Genomic DNA, 17,917 nt, shown 5'->3' with positions numbered 1-17,917 from the left:
GGAGAGGAAGAACAGACATGCGCAAAGGTTATTTTTCATTAGTTTTACATGCCCATTTACCATATATCCGACATCAGGAAGCCCATCGTCTAGAAGAGAGATGGATGTACGAAGCCATCTCCGAAACGTATATTCCGCTATTGTGGGAAATCGACCGTTTGGAGCGTCCGCTTGGTTGGACAATCAGTATCTCGCCACCTGTCATTGAGATGTTAGCAGACTCACTCATCCAAGATCGTTATGTGGAGCACCTGGAAGATACGTTACGATTGATTGAACAGGAGTTACAACGCGATTTGGTGAACGAAGAACGTGATGCCTTGCTCTTTTATAAAGAACGGTACCACGACTTAAAAGTGACATTTGAGCACTGGGGACGGAACTTAAACAGTGCCTTCCGTCATTATAAAGAACAAGGGTATCTTGAGTTGATGACGTGTACCGCTACCCACGGGTTCAGTCCGCACATGTTGTCGGAACAAGCAGCACGATCTGAAATCCAAACAGGATTAAACTGTTTCGAACGCCATTACGGCTATCGTCCGACCGGTCTTTGGATGCCGGAATGTGCCTATACGCCAGGACTTGATAAAATCATGTACGAAGAAGGAATCCGGTATACGTTCGTTGACGAACATTCCATCCTGAATGCTGATCCTGCTCCAAAACACGGGATTGGTGCACCTGTTTATTCGCCGCATGGTGTTGCCTTGTTCCCGCGTGATCAAATCATCTCGGGCCGGATTTGGAGTTCAGTCATCGGTTACCCGGGTCACCCGGATTACCGTGAGTTTTATCGCGACCTTGCGTATGACCGCGAATGGGATCAAATTGCTGAATTCATGCATCCGGAAGGGCTTCGTTACGATACAGGCTTAAAACTTCACCGGGTGACGGGCGAGTCGGATCAAAAAGAATATTATGTCCGTGATTGGGCTTGGAAACGGACAGATGTCCATGCAACCGATTTTGCGGAAGCGCTGGCCAACCATTTAGATGAGCAGAGCGGGCAAGATTTTCCGCCGTTTCTCGTTACGGCACCATTCGATGCTGAGTTATTTGGACATTGGTGGTTCGAAGGTCCGGACTTCCTCGGGAAAACGATGGAACGATTCGGAGATTACGGAATCGAGTCGATTTCTCCGGCGATGTTTTTAGAACGTCACTTCCAGGACATCGAGACCGTTCACGTTTCGATGGGAACATGGGGACGCAAAGGTTATGCCGATGTCTGGATCAATGAACGGAACGATTGGATGATCCGTCACCTGCATCAGCTTGAAAAACGATTGGCAGGCGTCGTTGCCCGTAATCGTCATCAGGATGAATTGACGGTGAAAGCCAAACGTCAGTTGATTCGCGAATATCTGCTGGCCGTCTCGAGTGACTGGCCGTTTATTCTTGATGGACAGACGACGGCACAGTATGCAGCGAACCGGTTCCGTGAACATATTAAACGATTTGAAGAAACGGAACGTCGTCTCGATGCACAGGAACTGACGCTTGATTGGCTAGAAGATCGGTATGCAGAATATCCATTCCTCGCTGATACAGATATTGAACCGGATGTCTTCCTGACTCCGCATGATTACTATGTAGCGGTTCAACGTGAGGCATCGTGGAACAGTGAAGCCATTTTACTTGTGACGACTCAATACGATGATCCAAACCGTCCAGTTGCGGAATATGCGAAACGATTAGCTGCATCTGGTGAAAATGTTTACGTCATCACATCAGGAACGGCTGGTTATCAGCAGCAAGACGGCGTTCATGTCTATCAGGTCGGGGTCAATGGTTTACCGCTCGTTCAGACGTATAATCAATTGGCTGGCTTAAATCTGGCAGTCTTGCGTCAAGCGCAGGCATTGAACAAAATCGTCGAGTTCCGACTTGTTCATAATTTTAATATGGAGACGGCTTCAGCGGCCCAATCCTTTGCTGAAATGAACGGATTACCACTTGTGAGCAATGTGTATGACTTAGAAAGTGAACGTTCTCCATCGGGGACAGGTGGACTTGTCGTAGCGATTAAGCGACTCGAAGGAGAAGCATTACGTCATTCGGACGTCATTTATCTCGAGCGAGAAGAAGCAAGAAACGGGATTGAACATGATTATCATGTTGCAAAAGAACTGCGTACATTCCAGGTGGACCTTGAAAATCCATACCAGCATGTAACGAATCCGAAAAAGAACGGATGAACAGTTGCAATTCACTTCCTTTCTTGGTACGATACTTGAGTATGCTTAACCTTATGTAAAGCAAAAACACTTGATACATCGAGAGCTAGATAGGAGGGAATCCCATGCGCGTTAAAATTACTTTGGCTTGCACTGAAACTGGTGACCGTACTTATATCACTAAGAAGAACAAGCGTAACAACCCAGAGCGTCTTGAGTTGAAGAAATACAACCCACGTCTCCGTAAGCACACACTTCACCGTGAAGTAAAATAATTGAGATGGAAGCCGTCACCTTGTGTGATGGCTTTTTTGTTGAATAAGGGGGCTTCGCAAGATGGGAAAACAGGAAATCCGGCAATTTATTACCGATCAGTTAAATCAGTTAGAACATCGTGAACAAAAAGAACAACAGATTTATGATCATCTGTTTGCATTACCGGAGTGGAAAAATGCTCAATCCATTGCCATCACACTTTCATTTCGGAACGAATGTGCGACAGAGCCGATTATTTTAAAAGCTTGGCAACTTGGGAAACAGGTTGTCATTCCGAAAGTCATTCAACAGGATATGCGATTTTTTGAATATTTACCGACCAGTCCATTGATAGAAACAAAGATGGGTATTCGGGAACCGGATGATCAGGCGAAAGAGCAATCTTTGAGTTCAGTTGATCTTTGTCTTGTTCCGGGACGAGCTTTCACACGTCAAGGTTACCGTGTAGGATGGGGAGGCGGTTTTTATGATCGGGTATTAGCCGATTACCATGGGCATACCGTAGCGATTGCTTTTAACCGTCAGCTGGTCCCTGCTTTCGAAGTGGAAACATTCGATCAACCGGTCCAGCGAATCGTAACCGAGTCTGGGGTCGTTGTATGTCAGTAATCTACGGTATTCTATTTTGTTTTTTGCTCGGCTACATCGGATACCGGATGCGTTTGCTGACAATCAGCGGGAGTATCTGGACGGTTGTCGTCGGGGCACTTGTTCTTTCCGGCTTCGGTTACTCCGGACTTCTGATGTTGTTGCTCTTTTTTGGCAGTTCCAGTTTGTTGTCGAAACTTGGGAAACGTAGAAAACAGTCGGTGAATCAAATCGTCGAAAAAGACGGACCGCGTGACGGTTGGCAGGTTCTTGCGAACGGCGGTGTCGCAGCGGTGGCTTCCGTGGGATTCGTTTGGACAGAACAAACGTCTTTCCTCATTTTATTTTTGATTTTGCTCGCTGCGTCAAATGCCGACACATGGGCTTCTGAAATTGGTCCCTTGTCTAAAAAGGATCCCTTTCTCTTGACGGGACATCGTGTACCGGCTGGAACGAGCGGCGCAATTTCAATCCTCGGGACATCAGCGACGATCGTCGGGGCGCTGTTCATTGCGACAGCGGGGGATTTATTGTTCGATTTGTCGACGAACACTTGGCTGTTAGTGACGACAGGCGGCATCCTCGGAAGTTTGTTCGATACATTGTTCGGCGGGACGATCCAGCGGAAATTTCGATGTGTCGTTTGTCTTAAAGAAACGGAAAAACGTATCCATCATAATCAACCGACCCTTTATGTAAAAGGGTGGAAATGGCTCGGGAATGACGGAGTGAACTTTTTATCGAGTATGTTAGCCGGAATGATTGGTTTTATTGTGCATCGAATGTGGTAAGTGGAAATGGAAGATGTCACTTTTCCTTATGTTAGGATATTATTGACACAAATTAGACAAGATGTGAACGGTTTCATGAACACCTATACTTTGTGAAAGATGTTACAATCTATTTGTGAGATAGTTAACAAACTTTTAAATTACCTTCAGAAAGGTGGATATAAAGGATGGAATTACATGCGAAAGTGACACGTGTAGCGTTAATTGGTGCGGGGGCTGTCGGTTCAAGCTTTGCGTATCAGATGTCAACAGCGGGATTGTGTGAAGAATTGGTCATCATCGACGTCAATAAAGCCAAAGCAGAGGGAGAGGCGATGGATTTAAATCACGGGACACCGTTCAGTTCTTCCCCGATGCGTATTTGGGCAGGGGATTACGCAGACTGTAAAGATGCGGAAGTGATCGTTATCACGGCGGGAGCGCCACAAAAACCGGGTGAAACCCGACTCGATCTTGTCGCTAAAAATGCGTTGATCATGAAAGAAATGGTGCGTCAAATCATGGAGTCCGGTTTTGATGGCATCATCGTCGTTGCGTCTAACCCCGTTGACATCATGGCCCACTTAGCATGGAAATATTCCGGTCTTCCAAAATCCCGTGTCTTTGGGTCAGGTACCGTCCTTGATACGGCACGTTTACGCCAAATGCTCGGTGAATACTTCCATATTGATTCTCGTAACGCACATGCCTATATTCTTGGAGAGCATGGGGACACGGAATTTGCAGCCTGGAGTAATTCACGGATCTACGGTAAAACGATTGATGAATTGTTAGCTGAAGATGATCGATACTCTCAAGCCGATCTTGATCAAATTTACATCAATGTTCGGGATGCTGCGTATCATATCATCGAACGAAAAGGTGCGACCTATTATGCGATTGGTCTTGGACTTGTCCGAATCGTCCGGGCGATTCTTGGAAATGAGAACTGTCTCTTGACGGTCGGAGCACATGTTGACGGACAATATGGAATGTCCGGTATTCATATCGGCGTACCCGCAATCATCAACCGGCAAGGTGTTCGGGAAATCATCGAAGTTTCTTTAACGGAAGAAGAACTCAAAAAATTTCATCATTCAGCAGAAGTATTGCGTCAAACGATGGAACCTGTCCTCCGTTAATTTTGAGTTGATAGCTTCATCTTCGATTCTGGACGTGCTTAAAGCAAAAAGATCACTCTTTTTTGGTAAGTCGAAAAGGAGTGATCTTTTTGCGTGGAAAAAATCTCGATTAAACTAGGTTTTACTTTACTAGAAAAAGGTTATGTAAAGGGTAGAAGAGTTTTTCATGTCATATTGTCTAATAGGAAAAACGCATAAAGGGGAGAAAGACAGTCATGTATACATTTCGGAAGTTAACGAAAGAAGATGCAGAACAGTATTGGAGTCTTCGGCTGGAAGGATTAAAAAATCATCCAGATGCGTTTGGTCATTCGTTTGATGATGAACAACAAACACCAATTCAAGATGTTCAAGAAGGACTCGAAGGTGATCCGGACTCTGATGAAGTGTGGCTCGGAATATTTGACGGCGAAAAGTTATTTGGGTTTGGACAAGTCAAGCCGTACGAATTATCGCGCGAGTCGCATAAAGCGATGATTTCTGGTGTGTATGTATCGCCGGATTACCGTGGCGGGACAGGTCGCGCCCTAATGGAGGCACTGATCGAAGAAGCAAAACAACTTCCGGATGTCGAACAAGTCATCCTGGCGGTGCTTTCCGGCAATGAGGCCGCCCAGAACCTTTATGAGTCACTAGGCTTTGAAGTATATGGCGAAGATCCGGATTCCGTTAAATTGGAAGACGGAACATATCGCGATGATATTTGGATGAAGAAATACGTCTAATGGATGATGGATTACCTCATCTGTGTTGTAGATTCGAATTCAAGAATTGACGTGTGAAAAGTCGTAGAATCAATGTAAATTGAATCTACGACTTTTTTTATTCGGCAAAAGGCAATCGAAGCAGTGAATGATTACCCGGCTGTTCCATCTTTTGGTATCATATAGAGGAAAAAGCATTCGAAAAAAGGAGTGAAACAAATGCAGGCAGTTGTTCAGACGATTCGTGACTTAGTGGAGATTCCTAGTCCGACGGGATTTACCGTTCAAGCACTTACATATGTAGAAAACCGGTTTAAAGAAGAAGGAATTACGTATAAAAAATTAGAAAAAGGGGCTTTGCTTGCCATGTTGCCGGGTGAGTCGTCGCGGATTCGACTACTGACAGCACATGTCGACACGTTAGGAGCGATGGTCAAGGAAATCTTACCAACCGGTCGTCTCAGTCTATCGCAGCTTGGCGGCTATGCATGGACAGCAATCGAGGGAGAAAACTGTTTAGTCCATAAAATGGACGGACAAACCATTTCCGGAACCATTGTCTTTCATCATTCAAGTGTCCACACGTCGCGTGTGACGAATACGGAAGAACGGAGTGCGGCGAATATCGAGGTCCGACTCGACATTCGGTCAACGACGGCAGAAGAAACACGTGTTGCCGGGATTGAAGTAGGTGACGTCGTGACGTTTGATCCGCGGTTCGTTCATACGGAAACGGGATTCGTGAAATCACGTCACCTCGATGACAAAGCATCTGTTGCGTTATTGTTAGAGCTCGTCAAAAAATGGAAAACCCTCATGTTACCACATCCTGTTCAGATCCTTATCTCCAATTATGAAGAAGTGGGCTTTGGAGGGAATGCCGGTTTTTCAGAAGAGGTTGCGGAATATATTGCAGTCGACATGGGAGCACTCGGAGAAGGGCAACATTCGGATGAGTATACGGTCTCGATTTGCGCAAAAGATGGTTCAGGTCCGTACGATTTGGCTTTACGTCATCAGTTCACGCGGCTTGCCCAGCAACATGCGATTCCATATAAGGTCGATATTTACCCCTACTATAGCTCGGATGCTTCAGCTGCCGTCCATGCCGGGCATGACGTTCGACACGGATTACTCGGTCCCGGGATTGAATCAAGTCATTCTTACGAACGGACCCACGAGACATCACTTCAAGCCACATACGATTTACTCGATGCGTTTGTAAAGGAGCCGATGAACGATGAAAACACTTTATGATGTCCAGCAATTGCTCAAATCTTACGGAACGATTGTTTACCTCGGTGACCGGGAATCTGATATTGCGATGATGATGCTTGAACTGGATGAACTGGAGCAGGCAGGTGTACTGGAGAAAAAACAGTATGATTCTGCAAAAGTGATTTTAGCATACGAGTTACAGCAATCAAGAAAATTATGAAAAGTTTGTGCAACCCTTTGCACAAACAGATGAATCAGCTAAAATAAAAAGGAAGAATCTTTTATCATGAGGGAGCTATGACGATGAAGTGGTTACTGGGTGTAGATATCGGTGGAACGACGGTCAAGATGGCGATTCTAGATTTACAAGGAATTATCGTAGAAAAATGGGAAATCGAAACGGTCATCTTAAATGATGGTGCACAAATTCCGGGAGACATTGCCCGTTCTTTCTTTGAAAAATGTCAGCAAAGCAACAAACGAGTCGAAGACTTTGTCGGGGCTGGAATCGGTGCACCGGGATTCATCGACTTCAACACAGGTGTCGTCGAAAAAGCGGTCAATATCGGTTGGAACAATTTTGAGCTCGTCGGAGAGTTTGAACGTTTAACAGGATTGCCGGCTGTAATTGAGAACGATGCGAATGCGGCAGCGATCGGTGAAATGTGGAAAGGTGCCGGAAGTGGAGCGACGGAACTGCTTGCCGTTACGCTAGGTACAGGTGTTGGTGGTGGTTTGATCACAAATGGACAAATCGTTCACGGAACGGTCGGTATGGCCGGCGAAATCGGGCATATCACGATGTTGCCGGAAGGTGGCGTATTGTGTGGTTGTGGCCGTAAAGGTTGTTTGGAAACAATTGCTTCCGCAACCGGTGTCGCTCGTCTTGGTCTTGAAAAACGAAAAGGACAGGTTACTTCTCTGAACGACATCAAAGCTGTTACGGCAAAAGATGTGTTTGAAGCTTATTCGCAAGGGGACGCCGTGGCAACGCACGTTGTGGAAGAAGTGACTTTCCATCTTGGACTTGCCATTTCGAACTTGGCGAACAGTTTTAATCCTGAAATTATCGTGATTGGTGGTGGTGTTTCAAAAGCGGGCGATGCGCTGATGGCTCCGTTAAAGGAGTCCTTTGAACGATTCGCTCTGCCACGGGTTTTCGGATCAACGACCTTCAAAATCGCGGAACTGGGTAACGATGCCGGCGTTATTGGTTGTGCTTGGCTAGCAAAACAAATGTTTTTAAAAAAATAAATAACAGAAGTTTTTAAAAAAGGTTCGAATTATCGAATCTTTTTTTTGTTTACAAACGTAATAAAAGTATGTGATTGTTAAGTATCGACCGGATTCCGGTTGCATTTTTGTAAAAGTAAGCGTAAAATTTTCACGTGATACGGGTATAAATAGATAAGATATGTAAGTCGTGTAAAAGTTCGATTAAAAAGGACACACGTATATTAGGAGGCAGGTTTTTATGCAGCAAGACTCAAGCATCTGGTCGCGTATGCGGCTAAAGGTGGGTCAAGGTGTGCGCAGCACGTATAAGGAGCATAAGCTCTTTTGGATTGCGACACTTTTGATTTGGTTAAAAACATATTTAGCGTATACGCTCTTTTTCAATGTGCCTGTCACCAATTCGGCACAGGCATTCATCCTACTGATTAATCCAATCAGTTCAGCACTGTTTATGTTTGGATTCAGTTTCTTCTTCCGTGGGAATGTTCAAAAATGGTTCATCTACGGGACGCTTGTTGTCGCGACACTCGTCCTGTATGCAGATATCATTTTCTTCCGTTTCTTCAATGATTACCTGACACTACCGGTTCTGTTCCAAACATCAAATGCAGAGACGGTTTCAGCGTCGCTCGGTTCACTTTTATCATGGGCGGATCTTCTGATTGTCGGTGACTTATTGATTCTTCCGTTTTTCTTACGGAAAATGGATATGTCGAAAAATATCGCTTCGCGTGGACGTGCGATTCTCGCTTTCGTCGCTGCGACGGCAGTCTTCCTAGGGAACTTGACACTTGCCGAAACAGAACGTCCGGAATTACTGACACGTGCGTTTGACCGCGAATTGCTCGTCAAAAATATCGGAACGTTTAACTTCCACATGTATGATGCGTTGATCCAATCTAAAACGTCAGCACAAAAAGCATTGGCAGACAGCTCGGAACTTTCTGAAGTTCAAAACTTTGCAGATTCGAAGTACGCTACACCAAATCCGGCGATGTTCGGTAAATACAAAGGTAAAAACGTGATTGTCGTCTCGTTTGAGTCGGCTCAATCGTTTGCTGTCGGTTTAAAAGCACCGAATGGTCAAGAAATCACACCGAACCTTAATAAACTGATTAAAGACTCGCACTATTGGGATAATTTCTATCACAATACAGGGCAAGGTAAAACGTCAGACGCCGAGTTTATCTTGGAAAACTCAATTTATCCACTGGGTCGTGGATCAGCGTTCTTCACAAACGGAGAAAATGAATTCCGTGCGACACCTGAAATGTTAAAAGAGGACGGTTATTATTCAGCTGTTTTCCATGCAAACAATAAATCATTCTGGAACCGGGATATCGTTTACAACAGTTTCGGAGTCGACCGTTTCTTCTCTGAAACAGATTACGATTTAGGTAATCCGGAAGATTTAACGGAGTGGGGATTACTGGACGACAAGTTCTTTGAGCAATCGTTACCGATGCTGAAAGATCTTCCGCGCCCATTCTACTCGAAATTCATTACGTTGACGAACCATTATCCATTCGAAATGCCGAAACCGGAAGATGAACTCGTACCACCACTTGAAACGAGTTCGACGACATTAAATCATTATGTTCAAGCACTCGCATATCAAGACATGGCACTCGGTAAGTTCATCGAAGGATTAAAGAAAGACGGCACATGGGATGATACAATCTTCATGCTGTACGGCGATCATTACGGAATCTCGACGAATCACAATGCTGCGATGGCGGAATTGTTGAAAAAAGACGAATTAACACCGTATGATGTTGCTCAATTGCAACGTGTACCGTTTGTCATCCACTTACCTGGACAAGACAAGGGTGTCAAACATGATGATGTCGCAAGTCAAATTGACATCAAACCGACGTTGTTAAATCTGCTTGGTTACAATTTCAAGGATGAAGTATTGTTCGGAACGGACCTGTTCTCGAAAGAACACAAAGATTATGCGCTGTTCCGAGACGGTTCTGTCGTAACGGATAAGACAGTCTACACACAAGAGACATGTTATGACCGTAAAACCGGTGAAGAAGTCACAGATGAGAAAGACGGCGCAATCTGTAAAGAGTCCGTCAAACAATCTGAGAAAGAATTAGGTTTATCGGACAAAGTCATCTATGGTGATCTGTTACGTTTCTTACAAACTTCTAAATAATCGAAAAGACGGAAACGATATTTAATCGTTCCCGTCTTTTTTCGATAGTGGCTCGATTTTAAGACAGTGAGCAGCAGACAAAAGGTCAGCTTTCCGATGTGGAAAGCTGACCTTTTGTCTGTAACACATGATTATGACGGAATTCCGCCGAAAATCAATGTCGCAATACCAAACCAACCGAATAAGATTACAGTCAGTCCGGCAAATACGAGTGGAAACATTTGACGTTTCTTAAGTGAACGCAAGACGGCCCAAACACCGACGAGTGCAACGATAAAGAAAAGCCAACCGATTGGTTGATCCAAATGCATGACGTACTCCCCCTTAAAAATCACGTTATGAAGTTCACGAAGATTTCACTTAAATCTCACTTTTTAGTTTAGCCGACTGAGCGAATAAAGTCGAGAGGGGGGACGACGAACTTTCGACAATTTCGTGTATAGTAGAGAAGAATATCAACAAAGGAGTTTGATGAGATGGAAATCGTAAGTATTACTTCAGGTATGGCTTCAGAAAACGGCTACCTTCTTTTTAAAGAAGGAAAATGTTTAGTGATTGATCCGGGAACCGAAGATATGCGTTTTTTCGACGAAATTGAAAAGCGCGGAGCAAAGGTCGAAGCAATCCTTTTGACTCATGCCCATTTTGATCATATTGGTGGTGTGGATATGTTACGACGTTTTACGTCTGCACCTGCCTATATTCATCCGAGAGAAATGAAATGGTTGTCGAATCCGAATCTGAACGGGTCCATCAAGTTCAATATGCCTCCCTTAAAGGTGAAACCTGCGGAACAATTGCTGACAAGTGGTCCGTTAGAAGTTGGACCATTCCAGTTTCATGTAATGGAAACACCGGGACATTCACCGGGGAGTGTCACGTTTTATTTTAAAAAAGAGCAGGTCGCCTTTGCAGGTGATTTGATTTTCAAGCGCAGTGTCGGTCGAACCGATCTTGAAGGCGGCGATCAAGAAGTGCTGACGCGGTCCATTGATCGTGTCATTGCAGAGATTCCGCACGATACGACGTTTTATCCGGGACATGGACCGGAAACGACGTTACGTCAGGAAATCAAGCATAATCCATTTTTTTAAGGAAATATAAAAAAGTCCCTCGTCTTCATTTGAAGGCGAGGGACTTTTTTGTTCACATTTGGAAGTTGGACCAATACGTGAAGACGATAAAGAATACTGTTAAGTACGCTGCAAAAATGTAGACATACGTTTTTTCAGTTAGGCGAAGATAGCCTAATGCTGCAAAGAATACTGTTTGTGCCAAGAAGACAAAGCCCATAACTAAAAATGAATCCGTATGTTCACTTGAGCTAGCATCTCCACCTAGAGCGCCGATAAATGCCATGACTGCAATGATTCCAGTCCAAAATCCGAGTACGCGGTACATTCTCCCCATTCATATAACCCCCTAAATCCGACAGATAGTCAATATACGTACTTATTTTACCAAGCAAACAATCATCCGTCCATCATGTTCTAGTGTTTGTTAAGGAATAACTGTGAACAAAAGATGAAGTTTGAAAAAAACTTGTACAATAGTTGTACAAAAGGTGTACAAAACAAAAAAGGCATGGTATAGTTTCTGTAATGAAAAGCGTAGATTTTGAGAGGAGGAGCAATAATGGCGAATGAGTTGATATTTTTCACATATCCAAGCTGTACATCTTGTCGTAAAACGAAATCATGGTTAAAAGAGGAACATGTTGATGTAGAGGAACGTCATCTGTTCAGAAATGCTCCAACAGTAGATGAATTGATGGAATTGCTAAAACTTTCAACAGATGGAATCGAAAGTTTACTGGCAACACGCAGTCAGGCATTTAAAGACTTAGGGATTGATGTTGATGACATGAAATTAAGCGAACTACTTCGTTTAATGAGTGACAATCCGAAATTGTTGCGTCGCCCAATCATTACTGACGGCAAACAACTTGTAATCGGATACGATAAACCAGGACTCGAGACACTTGCGAAACGTAAAAACCGAATTATTGCTCAAGTATCTTAAAGAAGCCGATTTGTTTCGGCTTCTTTTTTTTTGTACTTTTTGAATAAGGAGGTGTTGGGTTGAGAAAAGCGATCAGTCAGTTGATTCATCAATTTGAAGAAGTGGGTGCGACCGATGTCCACTTTATTCCGGGTGACCAGTCGGCACAAGTCATTTGTCGAGCGAATGGAGGGTTAAAAGAACAATCCTCGGTATCGATTGAACAGTATCGGACGATTGTCAGTCACATCCGTTATGAAGCCAATTTAAAGGAGCAAAATGAACGAATCCCTCAAAGTGGTCTCTATTCTCTTGAGGAGAGCGGGATGCGTGTCGCCATCTTACCGAGTCGATATGGCGATGCCATGTCCTGGCGTTTTTATCGGGCAGTTGTTTCTGATGCGGTTGCGGCACGTTTGCTTGATCCCGAACATGATTTGCTCTGGCTGAAACAACAAACACATGGATGCATTATCATTTCCGGAACGACAGGGGCAGGCAAGACAACGATGCTTTACTCGTTAATGGCTTCGATGGAAGGGAAACGAATCATCTCAGTCGAGGATCCGATTGAATGTAGCGTACCGGGGATTTTACAGCTGGAGTTAAATGCAAAGGCCGGTTTTGACGCAACTAGGTGCTTTGAAGAAATTCTCCGGGCCGATCCGGACTGGATTGCTTTTGGCGAAGTAAGATCAGCCGAAGCGGCACGTTTGACCATCAATGCGGCACTGAGTGGTCATGTCGTTTTGTTTACGTTGCATGCAGGATCAATTGAAGAGGCCTTGTTGCGATTAAGAACGTTAGGAGTAACGAATGAAGAATTGGCAGTGTGTAAAAAAATCATTCACTTGTACCGGGAGGAGGGTGACGTTCGCTGTATCGTCGAAAACTTACAAGCGCTAGTAAATGTCGGTTCTTAAATCGATTTCATCGTCTCTTGTCTAAAGGAATCTCGACAAAAGAGGCACTGGATATATTGGTCCGCTTCGAAGATCCGCTGCTCGTTCCGGTGATTCATGAGATTCAAGACCGACTGGAGCAAGGCAATCGACTCTCTTTTTCCCTTGAACCGTTAAAATTGCCGACAGCGTTACAACAATTACTTACAGTAGGAGATCAGACGGAACGTCCGTTGATGATTTTACGACAAGTCATTCGGTTACTTGAACTCGAAAGCCAGATGAAAAAGAAATTTTGGAAGATGGCCCGTTATCCGATTGTCTTGGCAGCCAGTCTGTTGCTACTGTTCATGTTTTATGCCCTTTATGTGTTTCCTTCCTTATTGGAGATGTCGAATCCGGCTACCTTACCGCCATTTGTCCGCCCCTTCCTTCATCCTTCAGCAAAGTACGTCATGGCGTTTGCCCCTGTCACGATGGTGACGGGACTTGTGCTCCTGATTCGACATATCCCAATGAAACGGCTGCTCCGTATGAAGATGATTCAAAAAATGCTGCGTTTGTATTACAGCTATTTGTTTACAATCGAGGTCGGCTCCTTCATTGATGCCGGATTTTCATTGGAAGAAGCTTTTCATGCTTTGGAACAAGGACAAACCGGTAAAAAGAAACAGATGTATCAAATGTTGCATCACCGTCAAAAAAGTGGTCAACCGTTATCGGAAGCGATGCAGGATGAAAACATCATTGATGTTGAAACTGTCGGATTGGTTCATATTGCACGGGAAAGTGGCGACTTAGGTCCTTTATTATTGGAGCAAGCTGCATTATTGCATGAATCGATTGAGGAAGAAGTCGAAAAGAAGCTGTTATTGATTGAACCGGCGTTGTACGGAGGATTAACCGTGATGACAGGCACACTATTTTTAATTCTCTACTATCCGATCCAACTTGCTATTCAGCAACTTCCATTTTAAAGAGACGAGGAGTCGATTAAATGAAACGATTTATTCAAAATCAACGCGGATTTACTTTGCTCGAAATGGCAGCCGTCCTGCTGATCATTTCCTTGCTTTTACTCGTATTGATTCCGACGATGACGAGCGGGAAAGATCAGGCGAAAGGAGTCAGTTGCGAAGCGAACATCCGTGTCATCCGTTCCGAAGTAAATCTTTATTACGCTAAAGAGAAAAAATATCCGGAATCACTGCAAACCATCAATCGCGGAACAGCGGAAAAGCCAAACGAGCTTGCTTGCGATCAGGAGACCTATACGTATGATGCGAAGACTGGAGAACTTACGAAAGCTAAATGACGGATTTACATTAATTGAAATGACCGTTGTACTGGTGATGATTGGATGTCTTTTCATGTTTTTATTGCCAACTGTCATCGACCGGCGACCGGCCTTATATATGCTGGAACAAGACATTGCAATCCTTGAACAGGATTTTCAGACCCTTCGATTGATTCAATATTCTAAAACGAGTGACCAAAATCAGATGCAGCTCCGCTGGAAAAATGACGGGAAAGGATATTTCGTCATCGCGAACGACCGACTGTTATGGCAACGGACATTTCAACCGGGGCATTCCTGTGTCGTACCTTCAAATGGACGCATCATTTATTTTAAAAGTTATCATTCGACGTATGCGTCGACCTGGGTCTGTCAATCGACGACACAAGCTTTTGAAATTAAATTTTTACTCGGTAATTATCAGATGGTGATTCAAAAAGTGAGGTGAACACCGTGGAGAGTAAAATCATTCAGCAACAGGGATTCACACTTCTTGAAGTCGTTTTATCAATGGTTGCCATCTCCTTTTTCCTGATGTTTACGATAGATCCTCTGTTGTCTTTTCATAAGCAAAAAAATCAATTGTCGGTCGAAGCACATCGCCTTGATCAAATGGCGTCGGATCAAATCGCAGAAAGAAGAACAGGATACGATATTAAGGAAGGGATGTGGTGTAGTGAAGGGCTCTGTTTGGCGAGCTCAATCCGGAACGACACTCCTCGAAATTTCATTGGTCCTTTGGCTGAGCCCGCTGCTATTGATTAGTCTGATTGCGATAACACAAATCGTCAGTACCGCGCATCAAGAGCAAGCGATGGAGGAAGAGTTATTTTTTCATACGATTGAACGACTGATGTGGCGGAGTATTTCGTGTGAAAAAAATGGAGATGAAGTTCGCGGAGTAGATGTCGATCCGGAAGAGGATCCGATCAAATGGCGACTCGTCCGTGTACAAAATCAAATCCGATTAAAAAAAGAATTTGGAGGCGAACTGACGTATGCCCACGATGTAACGCATTACCAAGTCCGGCAGGAAGGACAGACGCTCATTTTCGAACTCAATCAGCGTCAACGAACCGTTCAGTGCAAGAAGGCGGGTTCATCCTGATTCAAACCTTGTTGTTGCTGCTTGGAATAGGAGTGGCCATCTTGTTGGGTTGTCATCAGATGGATGAAGCGGTGAAGCAGGTTCAGTTGGAGAAAGAAGCGTTACAACTCGAGTCACTTATACGAGCCGCAGCAAGTGACTGCCGTCAAGATGAAACCGTTCAGTATCCGATTGGCCAAGTTATCTGTACACGGACAGATAAAGGCTTTAAAATGGAAGCGATACTAGAGAATGGACAGAGAATCGAGGCGGTTGTTTCGAATGGATAAGGTTTATTTGATTGGTTTTATGGGAACTGGTAAAACAGCGATTGGACGTAATCTTCAGGTACATTATCACGTCGAAGAACTGGATGAGCGCTTTGTTCAGGAGTATGGTTCGATTACAGAGTTCTTCGCAAAATACGGCGAAACAGGATTTCGGGATCGGGAAGTCGAATTATTACGAGGTAGTGAAGCGGAAATCGTCGTCACGGGAGGCGGAATCATCGAGCGTTTGGAAAACCGGACGTTCATGAAAGAAACCGGAATCGTCATCTGGATTGATACGCCGTTCCATCTGGTCTGGAACCGAATCAAGACAGACCCATCCCGTCCGCTTGTCAAATCGCGGACGACAGTTGAAAAGTTGTTTCGGAGACGCCGGCCAATCTATGCGCGGTTGGCAGATATCCGCGTGGATGGTAAGAAGTCCGTCCGGGAACTAGCAAAAGAAATTGAAACGATACTGGAGGAGAACGTATGATTTGGATCAATCTCGGGATTATCGTCTTAGCCATCATCGGCCTGGTGATTTATGGGTTAAGCTTATACAAAAAGAAGATTTCAAAAGATGTGACATTGATGAAGCAACTACTGGAGCGTTTTTCCATTCGTCAACAAACATTGCAGACGGGTATTGACCATACGACGAGCCGGATCGATCAAATTAAAGGAAACATTGATCATTTGGTCGCGGAAGGAAAACGAGTCGAGCAAGGAGGACGTCAACTCGTTGCTGAAGGGCAACGTCTTAAAACAGAAGTTGAACATACTGCCGGACTCAAACCATTTTGAAATGGCTTTCATCGGCTGAATATGAAACAATAGGAGAGAAGGGACTTTGTCCTTTCTCTCTTTCCTTTTGTTCAATTTCCGAATAAACCTAGAATAAAAGATTCGAAATTGGTAGAATGTAATTGAAAGTTGAACAATAAAGAGAAAAGGAATTGAAAATGTTCGTAATTAGGGGGAAAAGTATGAGTCAGACGACATTGAAGAGAACACCATTGTTCGACATCATTGCACCAACGGGGAAAATGGTCGATTTTGCAGGGTTTGAAATGCCAGTTCTGTTTTCATCCATCAAGGAAGAGCATACAGCGGTGCGGGAACGTGTCGGGATGTTTGATGTATCCCATATGGGCGAGTTATTTGTTTCCGGATCAGATGCGTTAGCGTTTTTGCAACAGACGCTGTCGAATGATATCTCGAAGATTGCGATCGGACAGGCTCAATACAACGTCTTATGTCAAGAAGACGGCGGGACAGTAGACGATTTGTTGGTATATCGTTTGGACGAACAGGATTACCTGCTCGTCGTCAATGCATCCAACATCGAGAAAGATGAAGCACACTTACGTCAGTATCTGACGGGGGACGTGTTGCTTGAAAATCAATCGGATGCCTACGGTCAAATTGCCGTTCAAGGTCCAAAAGCTGTTGAAGTGTTGCAGGAACTGACGGCACTCAAGCTGGAAGACATCAAATTTTTCCGCTTTGCGCAAGGAGAATTGGCTGGAGTCGAGATGCTGGTATCGCGCAGCGGTTATACAGGAGAAGACGGCTTCGAGCTGTATATGCCGTCAGCAGACGCATCAGCGGTCTGGAATGCGTTATTGGAAGCGGATGTCGTACCATGCGGGCTGGGTGCCCGGGATACGTTACGATTTGAAGCGTGTCTGCCGTTATACGGACACGAGTTATCGGCGACGATTTCACCGATTGAAGCAGGGATGGGATTTGCCGTCAAACCGCAAGTGAAGTCATTTGTCGGATCGGAAGCCTTATTGAAACAGAAAGAAGACGGACCGCGTCGTCAATTAATCGGTCTTGAACTGACGGATAAAGGGATCGCTCGTCAAGATGCTCCTGTTTTGGTAAACGGGGAAACTGTCGGATTCGTTACGACAGGTACATTACCGCCGACAATCGGTAAAGCCATTGCGTTAGCACTTGTGCCGACGCAATATGCGACCGAGGAAACATTTGAAATCGAAGTACGCGGAAAAAAACTGGCAGCAAAACGAATTGATACGCCATTCTATCGCCGGAGCAAATAAGGGGGACATAA

The 17,917-nt window shown here is 44.5% G+C and carries 24 protein-coding genes; 22 read left to right on the top strand and 2 right to left on the bottom strand.

The window, feature by feature from the left end; genetic code table 11:
* The first annotated feature begins 17 nt into the window (after positions 1 to 17).
* From MUN34_RS09895 to MUN34_RS09850, 10 genes are all read left to right on the top strand, one after another.
* Positions 18 to 2,201 (top strand): 1,4-alpha-glucan branching protein domain-containing protein, encoded by a 2,184-nt coding sequence (locus MUN34_RS09895; protein ID WP_247857697.1) that lies wholly within the window; start codon positions 18 to 20, stop codon positions 2,199 to 2,201.
* A 104-nt stretch (positions 2,202 to 2,305) separates the two neighbouring features.
* On the top strand, positions 2,306 to 2,455 hold the full coding sequence (gene rpmG, locus MUN34_RS09890; RefSeq protein WP_012369771.1) for a 50S ribosomal protein L33: 150 nt from the start codon (positions 2,306 to 2,308) through the stop codon (positions 2,453 to 2,455).
* 61 nt (positions 2,456 to 2,516) lie between these two features.
* On the top strand, positions 2,517 to 3,065 hold the full coding sequence (locus MUN34_RS09885; protein ID WP_247857696.1) for a 5-formyltetrahydrofolate cyclo-ligase: 549 nt from the start codon (positions 2,517 to 2,519) through the stop codon (positions 3,063 to 3,065).
* Positions 3,056 to 3,835, top strand: a complete 780-nt coding sequence (locus MUN34_RS09880; RefSeq protein WP_247857695.1) for a DUF92 domain-containing protein — start codon at positions 3,056 to 3,058, stop codon at positions 3,833 to 3,835. Before MUN34_RS09885 ends, MUN34_RS09880 begins: the two co-directional genes overlap by 10 nt.
* A gap of 167 nt (positions 3,836 to 4,002) precedes the next feature.
* Positions 4,003 to 4,956, top strand: a complete 954-nt coding sequence (locus MUN34_RS09875) for an L-lactate dehydrogenase (protein ID WP_026828939.1) — start codon at positions 4,003 to 4,005, stop codon at positions 4,954 to 4,956.
* 215 nt (positions 4,957 to 5,171) lie between these two features.
* Positions 5,172 to 5,681, top strand: a complete 510-nt coding sequence (locus MUN34_RS09870) for a GNAT family N-acetyltransferase (protein ID WP_247857694.1) — start codon at positions 5,172 to 5,174, stop codon at positions 5,679 to 5,681.
* Between the two features lie 198 nt (positions 5,682 to 5,879).
* A complete protein-coding gene (locus MUN34_RS09865; protein ID WP_247857693.1) occupies positions 5,880 to 6,917 on the top strand; it encodes a M42 family metallopeptidase in 1,038 nt (345 codons plus the stop codon).
* Positions 6,901 to 7,098, top strand: coding sequence for a YqgQ family protein (locus MUN34_RS09860; RefSeq protein ID WP_247857692.1), 198 nt, complete (start codon positions 6,901 to 6,903; stop codon positions 7,096 to 7,098). Before MUN34_RS09865 ends, MUN34_RS09860 begins: the two co-directional genes overlap by 17 nt.
* Positions 7,099 to 7,175: 77 nt before the next feature.
* Positions 7,176 to 8,132 (top strand): ROK family glucokinase, encoded by a 957-nt coding sequence (locus tag MUN34_RS09855; RefSeq protein ID WP_247857691.1) that lies wholly within the window; start codon positions 7,176 to 7,178, stop codon positions 8,130 to 8,132.
* A 220-nt stretch (positions 8,133 to 8,352) separates the two neighbouring features.
* Positions 8,353 to 10,278 (top strand): LTA synthase family protein, encoded by a 1,926-nt coding sequence (locus tag MUN34_RS09850; RefSeq protein ID WP_034769970.1) that lies wholly within the window; start codon positions 8,353 to 8,355, stop codon positions 10,276 to 10,278.
* A gap of 131 nt (positions 10,279 to 10,409) precedes the next feature.
* Here the strand turns inward: MUN34_RS09850 and MUN34_RS09845 are convergent, their stop codons facing one another.
* Entirely contained in the window at positions 10,410 to 10,589 is a 180-nt protein-coding gene (locus tag MUN34_RS09845; protein WP_012369780.1) for a DUF2759 domain-containing protein, read from the bottom strand.
* 165 nt (positions 10,590 to 10,754) lie between these two features.
* On the opposite strand from MUN34_RS09845, the gene MUN34_RS09840 reads away from it, so the two are divergent.
* Complete coding sequence (locus MUN34_RS09840; protein ID WP_247857690.1) at positions 10,755 to 11,372, top strand: MBL fold metallo-hydrolase; 618 nt, start codon at positions 10,755 to 10,757, stop codon at positions 11,370 to 11,372.
* Positions 11,373 to 11,424: 52 nt separating this feature from the next.
* On the opposite strand, the gene MUN34_RS09835 is transcribed toward MUN34_RS09840, so the two are convergent.
* Entirely contained in the window at positions 11,425 to 11,688 is a 264-nt protein-coding gene (locus MUN34_RS09835; protein ID WP_012369782.1) for a DUF2626 family protein, read from the bottom strand.
* A gap of 225 nt (positions 11,689 to 11,913) precedes the next feature.
* On the opposite strand from MUN34_RS09835, the gene MUN34_RS09830 reads away from it, so the two are divergent.
* The 11 genes from MUN34_RS09830 to gcvT all read left to right on the top strand — a co-directional run bounded on the left by MUN34_RS09830 (position 11,914) and on the right by gcvT (position 17,906).
* Positions 11,914 to 12,300 carry a Spx/MgsR family RNA polymerase-binding regulatory protein gene (locus MUN34_RS09830; RefSeq protein WP_012369783.1) on the top strand — a complete coding sequence of 129 codons (387 nt, stop codon included), beginning with the start codon at positions 11,914 to 11,916 and terminating at the stop codon, positions 12,298 to 12,300.
* 59 nt (positions 12,301 to 12,359) lie between these two features.
* Complete coding sequence (locus MUN34_RS09825; protein WP_247857689.1) at positions 12,360 to 13,202, top strand: ATPase, T2SS/T4P/T4SS family; 843 nt, start codon at positions 12,360 to 12,362, stop codon at positions 13,200 to 13,202.
* 17 nt (positions 13,203 to 13,219) lie between these two features.
* Positions 13,220 to 14,158: a type II secretion system F family protein gene (locus MUN34_RS09820; RefSeq protein WP_247857688.1), complete on the top strand. Its 939-nt coding sequence runs from the start codon at positions 13,220 to 13,222 to the stop codon at positions 14,156 to 14,158.
* 20 nt (positions 14,159 to 14,178) lie between these two features.
* On the top strand, positions 14,179 to 14,496 hold the full coding sequence (locus MUN34_RS09815) for a competence type IV pilus major pilin ComGC (protein ID WP_026828931.1): 318 nt from the start codon (positions 14,179 to 14,181) through the stop codon (positions 14,494 to 14,496).
* Positions 14,459 to 14,926, top strand: a complete 468-nt coding sequence (locus tag MUN34_RS09810) for a type II secretion system protein (RefSeq protein WP_247857687.1) — start codon at positions 14,459 to 14,461, stop codon at positions 14,924 to 14,926. Before MUN34_RS09815 ends, MUN34_RS09810 begins: the two co-directional genes overlap by 38 nt.
* Positions 14,923 to 15,243, top strand: a complete 321-nt coding sequence (locus MUN34_RS15980) for a prepilin-type N-terminal cleavage/methylation domain-containing protein (RefSeq protein WP_348772905.1) — start codon at positions 14,923 to 14,925, stop codon at positions 15,241 to 15,243. The genes MUN34_RS09810 and MUN34_RS15980 overlap by 4 nt, the downstream gene beginning before the upstream one ends.
* Entirely contained in the window at positions 15,155 to 15,586 is a 432-nt protein-coding gene (locus MUN34_RS09805; RefSeq protein ID WP_247857686.1) for a hypothetical protein, read from the top strand. The genes MUN34_RS15980 and MUN34_RS09805 overlap by 89 nt, the downstream gene beginning before the upstream one ends.
* A gap of 41 nt (positions 15,587 to 15,627) precedes the next feature.
* Positions 15,628 to 15,855 (top strand): hypothetical protein, encoded by a 228-nt coding sequence (locus tag MUN34_RS09800; RefSeq protein WP_247857685.1) that lies wholly within the window; start codon positions 15,628 to 15,630, stop codon positions 15,853 to 15,855.
* Positions 15,848 to 16,330, top strand: a complete 483-nt coding sequence (locus tag MUN34_RS09795; protein ID WP_247857684.1) for a shikimate kinase — start codon at positions 15,848 to 15,850, stop codon at positions 16,328 to 16,330. The genes MUN34_RS09800 and MUN34_RS09795 overlap by 8 nt, the downstream gene beginning before the upstream one ends.
* Positions 16,327 to 16,641, top strand: coding sequence for a hypothetical protein (locus MUN34_RS09790; RefSeq protein WP_247857683.1), 315 nt, complete (start codon positions 16,327 to 16,329; stop codon positions 16,639 to 16,641). Before MUN34_RS09795 ends, MUN34_RS09790 begins: the two co-directional genes overlap by 4 nt.
* A 182-nt stretch (positions 16,642 to 16,823) precedes the next feature.
* On the top strand, positions 16,824 to 17,906 hold the full coding sequence (gene gcvT / locus MUN34_RS09785; RefSeq protein ID WP_247857682.1) for a glycine cleavage system aminomethyltransferase GcvT: 1,083 nt from the start codon (positions 16,824 to 16,826) through the stop codon (positions 17,904 to 17,906).
* Positions 17,907 to 17,917: the final 11 nt, after the last annotated feature.

Source organism: Exiguobacterium sp. 17-1 (genome assembly GCF_023096305.1).
Taxonomy (GTDB): domain Bacteria; phylum Bacillota; class Bacilli; order Exiguobacteriales; family Exiguobacteriaceae; genus Exiguobacterium_A; species Exiguobacterium_A sibiricum_A.
The sequence above is the reverse complement of the archived record's forward strand: the minus strand, read 5'-3'. Positions and strand labels throughout refer to the sequence as shown.

What these genes read in the sequence shown, in the direction of transcription:
- MUN34_RS09880 (WP_247857695.1), top strand. Translation starts at nt 3,056, where the DNA reads ATGTCAGTAATCTACGGTATTCTATTTTGTTTTTTGCTCGGCTACATC.
- MUN34_RS09855 (WP_247857691.1), top strand. Translation starts at nt 7,176, where the DNA reads ATGACGATGAAGTGGTTACTGGGTGTAGATATCGGTGGAACGACGGTC.
- gcvT (WP_247857682.1), top strand. Translation starts at nt 16,824, where the DNA reads ATGAGTCAGACGACATTGAAGAGAACACCATTGTTCGACATCATTGCA.
- MUN34_RS09870 (WP_247857694.1), top strand. Translation starts at nt 5,172, where the DNA reads ATGTATACATTTCGGAAGTTAACGAAAGAAGATGCAGAACAGTATTGG.
- MUN34_RS09875 (WP_026828939.1), top strand. Translation starts at nt 4,003, where the DNA reads ATGGAATTACATGCGAAAGTGACACGTGTAGCGTTAATTGGTGCGGGG.
- MUN34_RS09895 (WP_247857697.1), top strand. Translation starts at nt 18, where the DNA reads ATGCGCAAAGGTTATTTTTCATTAGTTTTACATGCCCATTTACCATAT.
- MUN34_RS09845 (WP_012369780.1), bottom strand. Translation starts at nt 10,589, where the DNA reads ATGCATTTGGATCAACCAATCGGTTGGCTTTTCTTTATCGTTGCACTC.
- MUN34_RS09790 (WP_247857683.1), top strand. Translation starts at nt 16,327, where the DNA reads ATGATTTGGATCAATCTCGGGATTATCGTCTTAGCCATCATCGGCCTG.
- MUN34_RS09810 (WP_247857687.1), top strand. Translation starts at nt 14,459, where the DNA reads ATGATGCGAAGACTGGAGAACTTACGAAAGCTAAATGACGGATTTACA.
- MUN34_RS09860 (WP_247857692.1), top strand. Translation starts at nt 6,901, where the DNA reads ATGAAAACACTTTATGATGTCCAGCAATTGCTCAAATCTTACGGAACG.
- MUN34_RS09885 (WP_247857696.1), top strand. Translation starts at nt 2,517, where the DNA reads ATGGGAAAACAGGAAATCCGGCAATTTATTACCGATCAGTTAAATCAG.
- MUN34_RS09840 (WP_247857690.1), top strand. Translation starts at nt 10,755, where the DNA reads ATGGAAATCGTAAGTATTACTTCAGGTATGGCTTCAGAAAACGGCTAC.
- MUN34_RS09850 (WP_034769970.1), top strand. Translation starts at nt 8,353, where the DNA reads ATGCAGCAAGACTCAAGCATCTGGTCGCGTATGCGGCTAAAGGTGGGT.
- MUN34_RS09865 (WP_247857693.1), top strand. Translation starts at nt 5,880, where the DNA reads ATGCAGGCAGTTGTTCAGACGATTCGTGACTTAGTGGAGATTCCTAGT.
- rpmG (WP_012369771.1), top strand. Translation starts at nt 2,306, where the DNA reads ATGCGCGTTAAAATTACTTTGGCTTGCACTGAAACTGGTGACCGTACT.
- MUN34_RS09835 (WP_012369782.1), bottom strand. Translation starts at nt 11,688, where the DNA reads ATGGGGAGAATGTACCGCGTACTCGGATTTTGGACTGGAATCATTGCA.
- MUN34_RS09795 (WP_247857684.1), top strand. Translation starts at nt 15,848, where the DNA reads ATGGATAAGGTTTATTTGATTGGTTTTATGGGAACTGGTAAAACAGCG.
- MUN34_RS09815 (WP_026828931.1), top strand. Translation starts at nt 14,179, where the DNA reads ATGAAACGATTTATTCAAAATCAACGCGGATTTACTTTGCTCGAAATG.
- MUN34_RS09830 (WP_012369783.1), top strand. Translation starts at nt 11,914, where the DNA reads ATGGCGAATGAGTTGATATTTTTCACATATCCAAGCTGTACATCTTGT.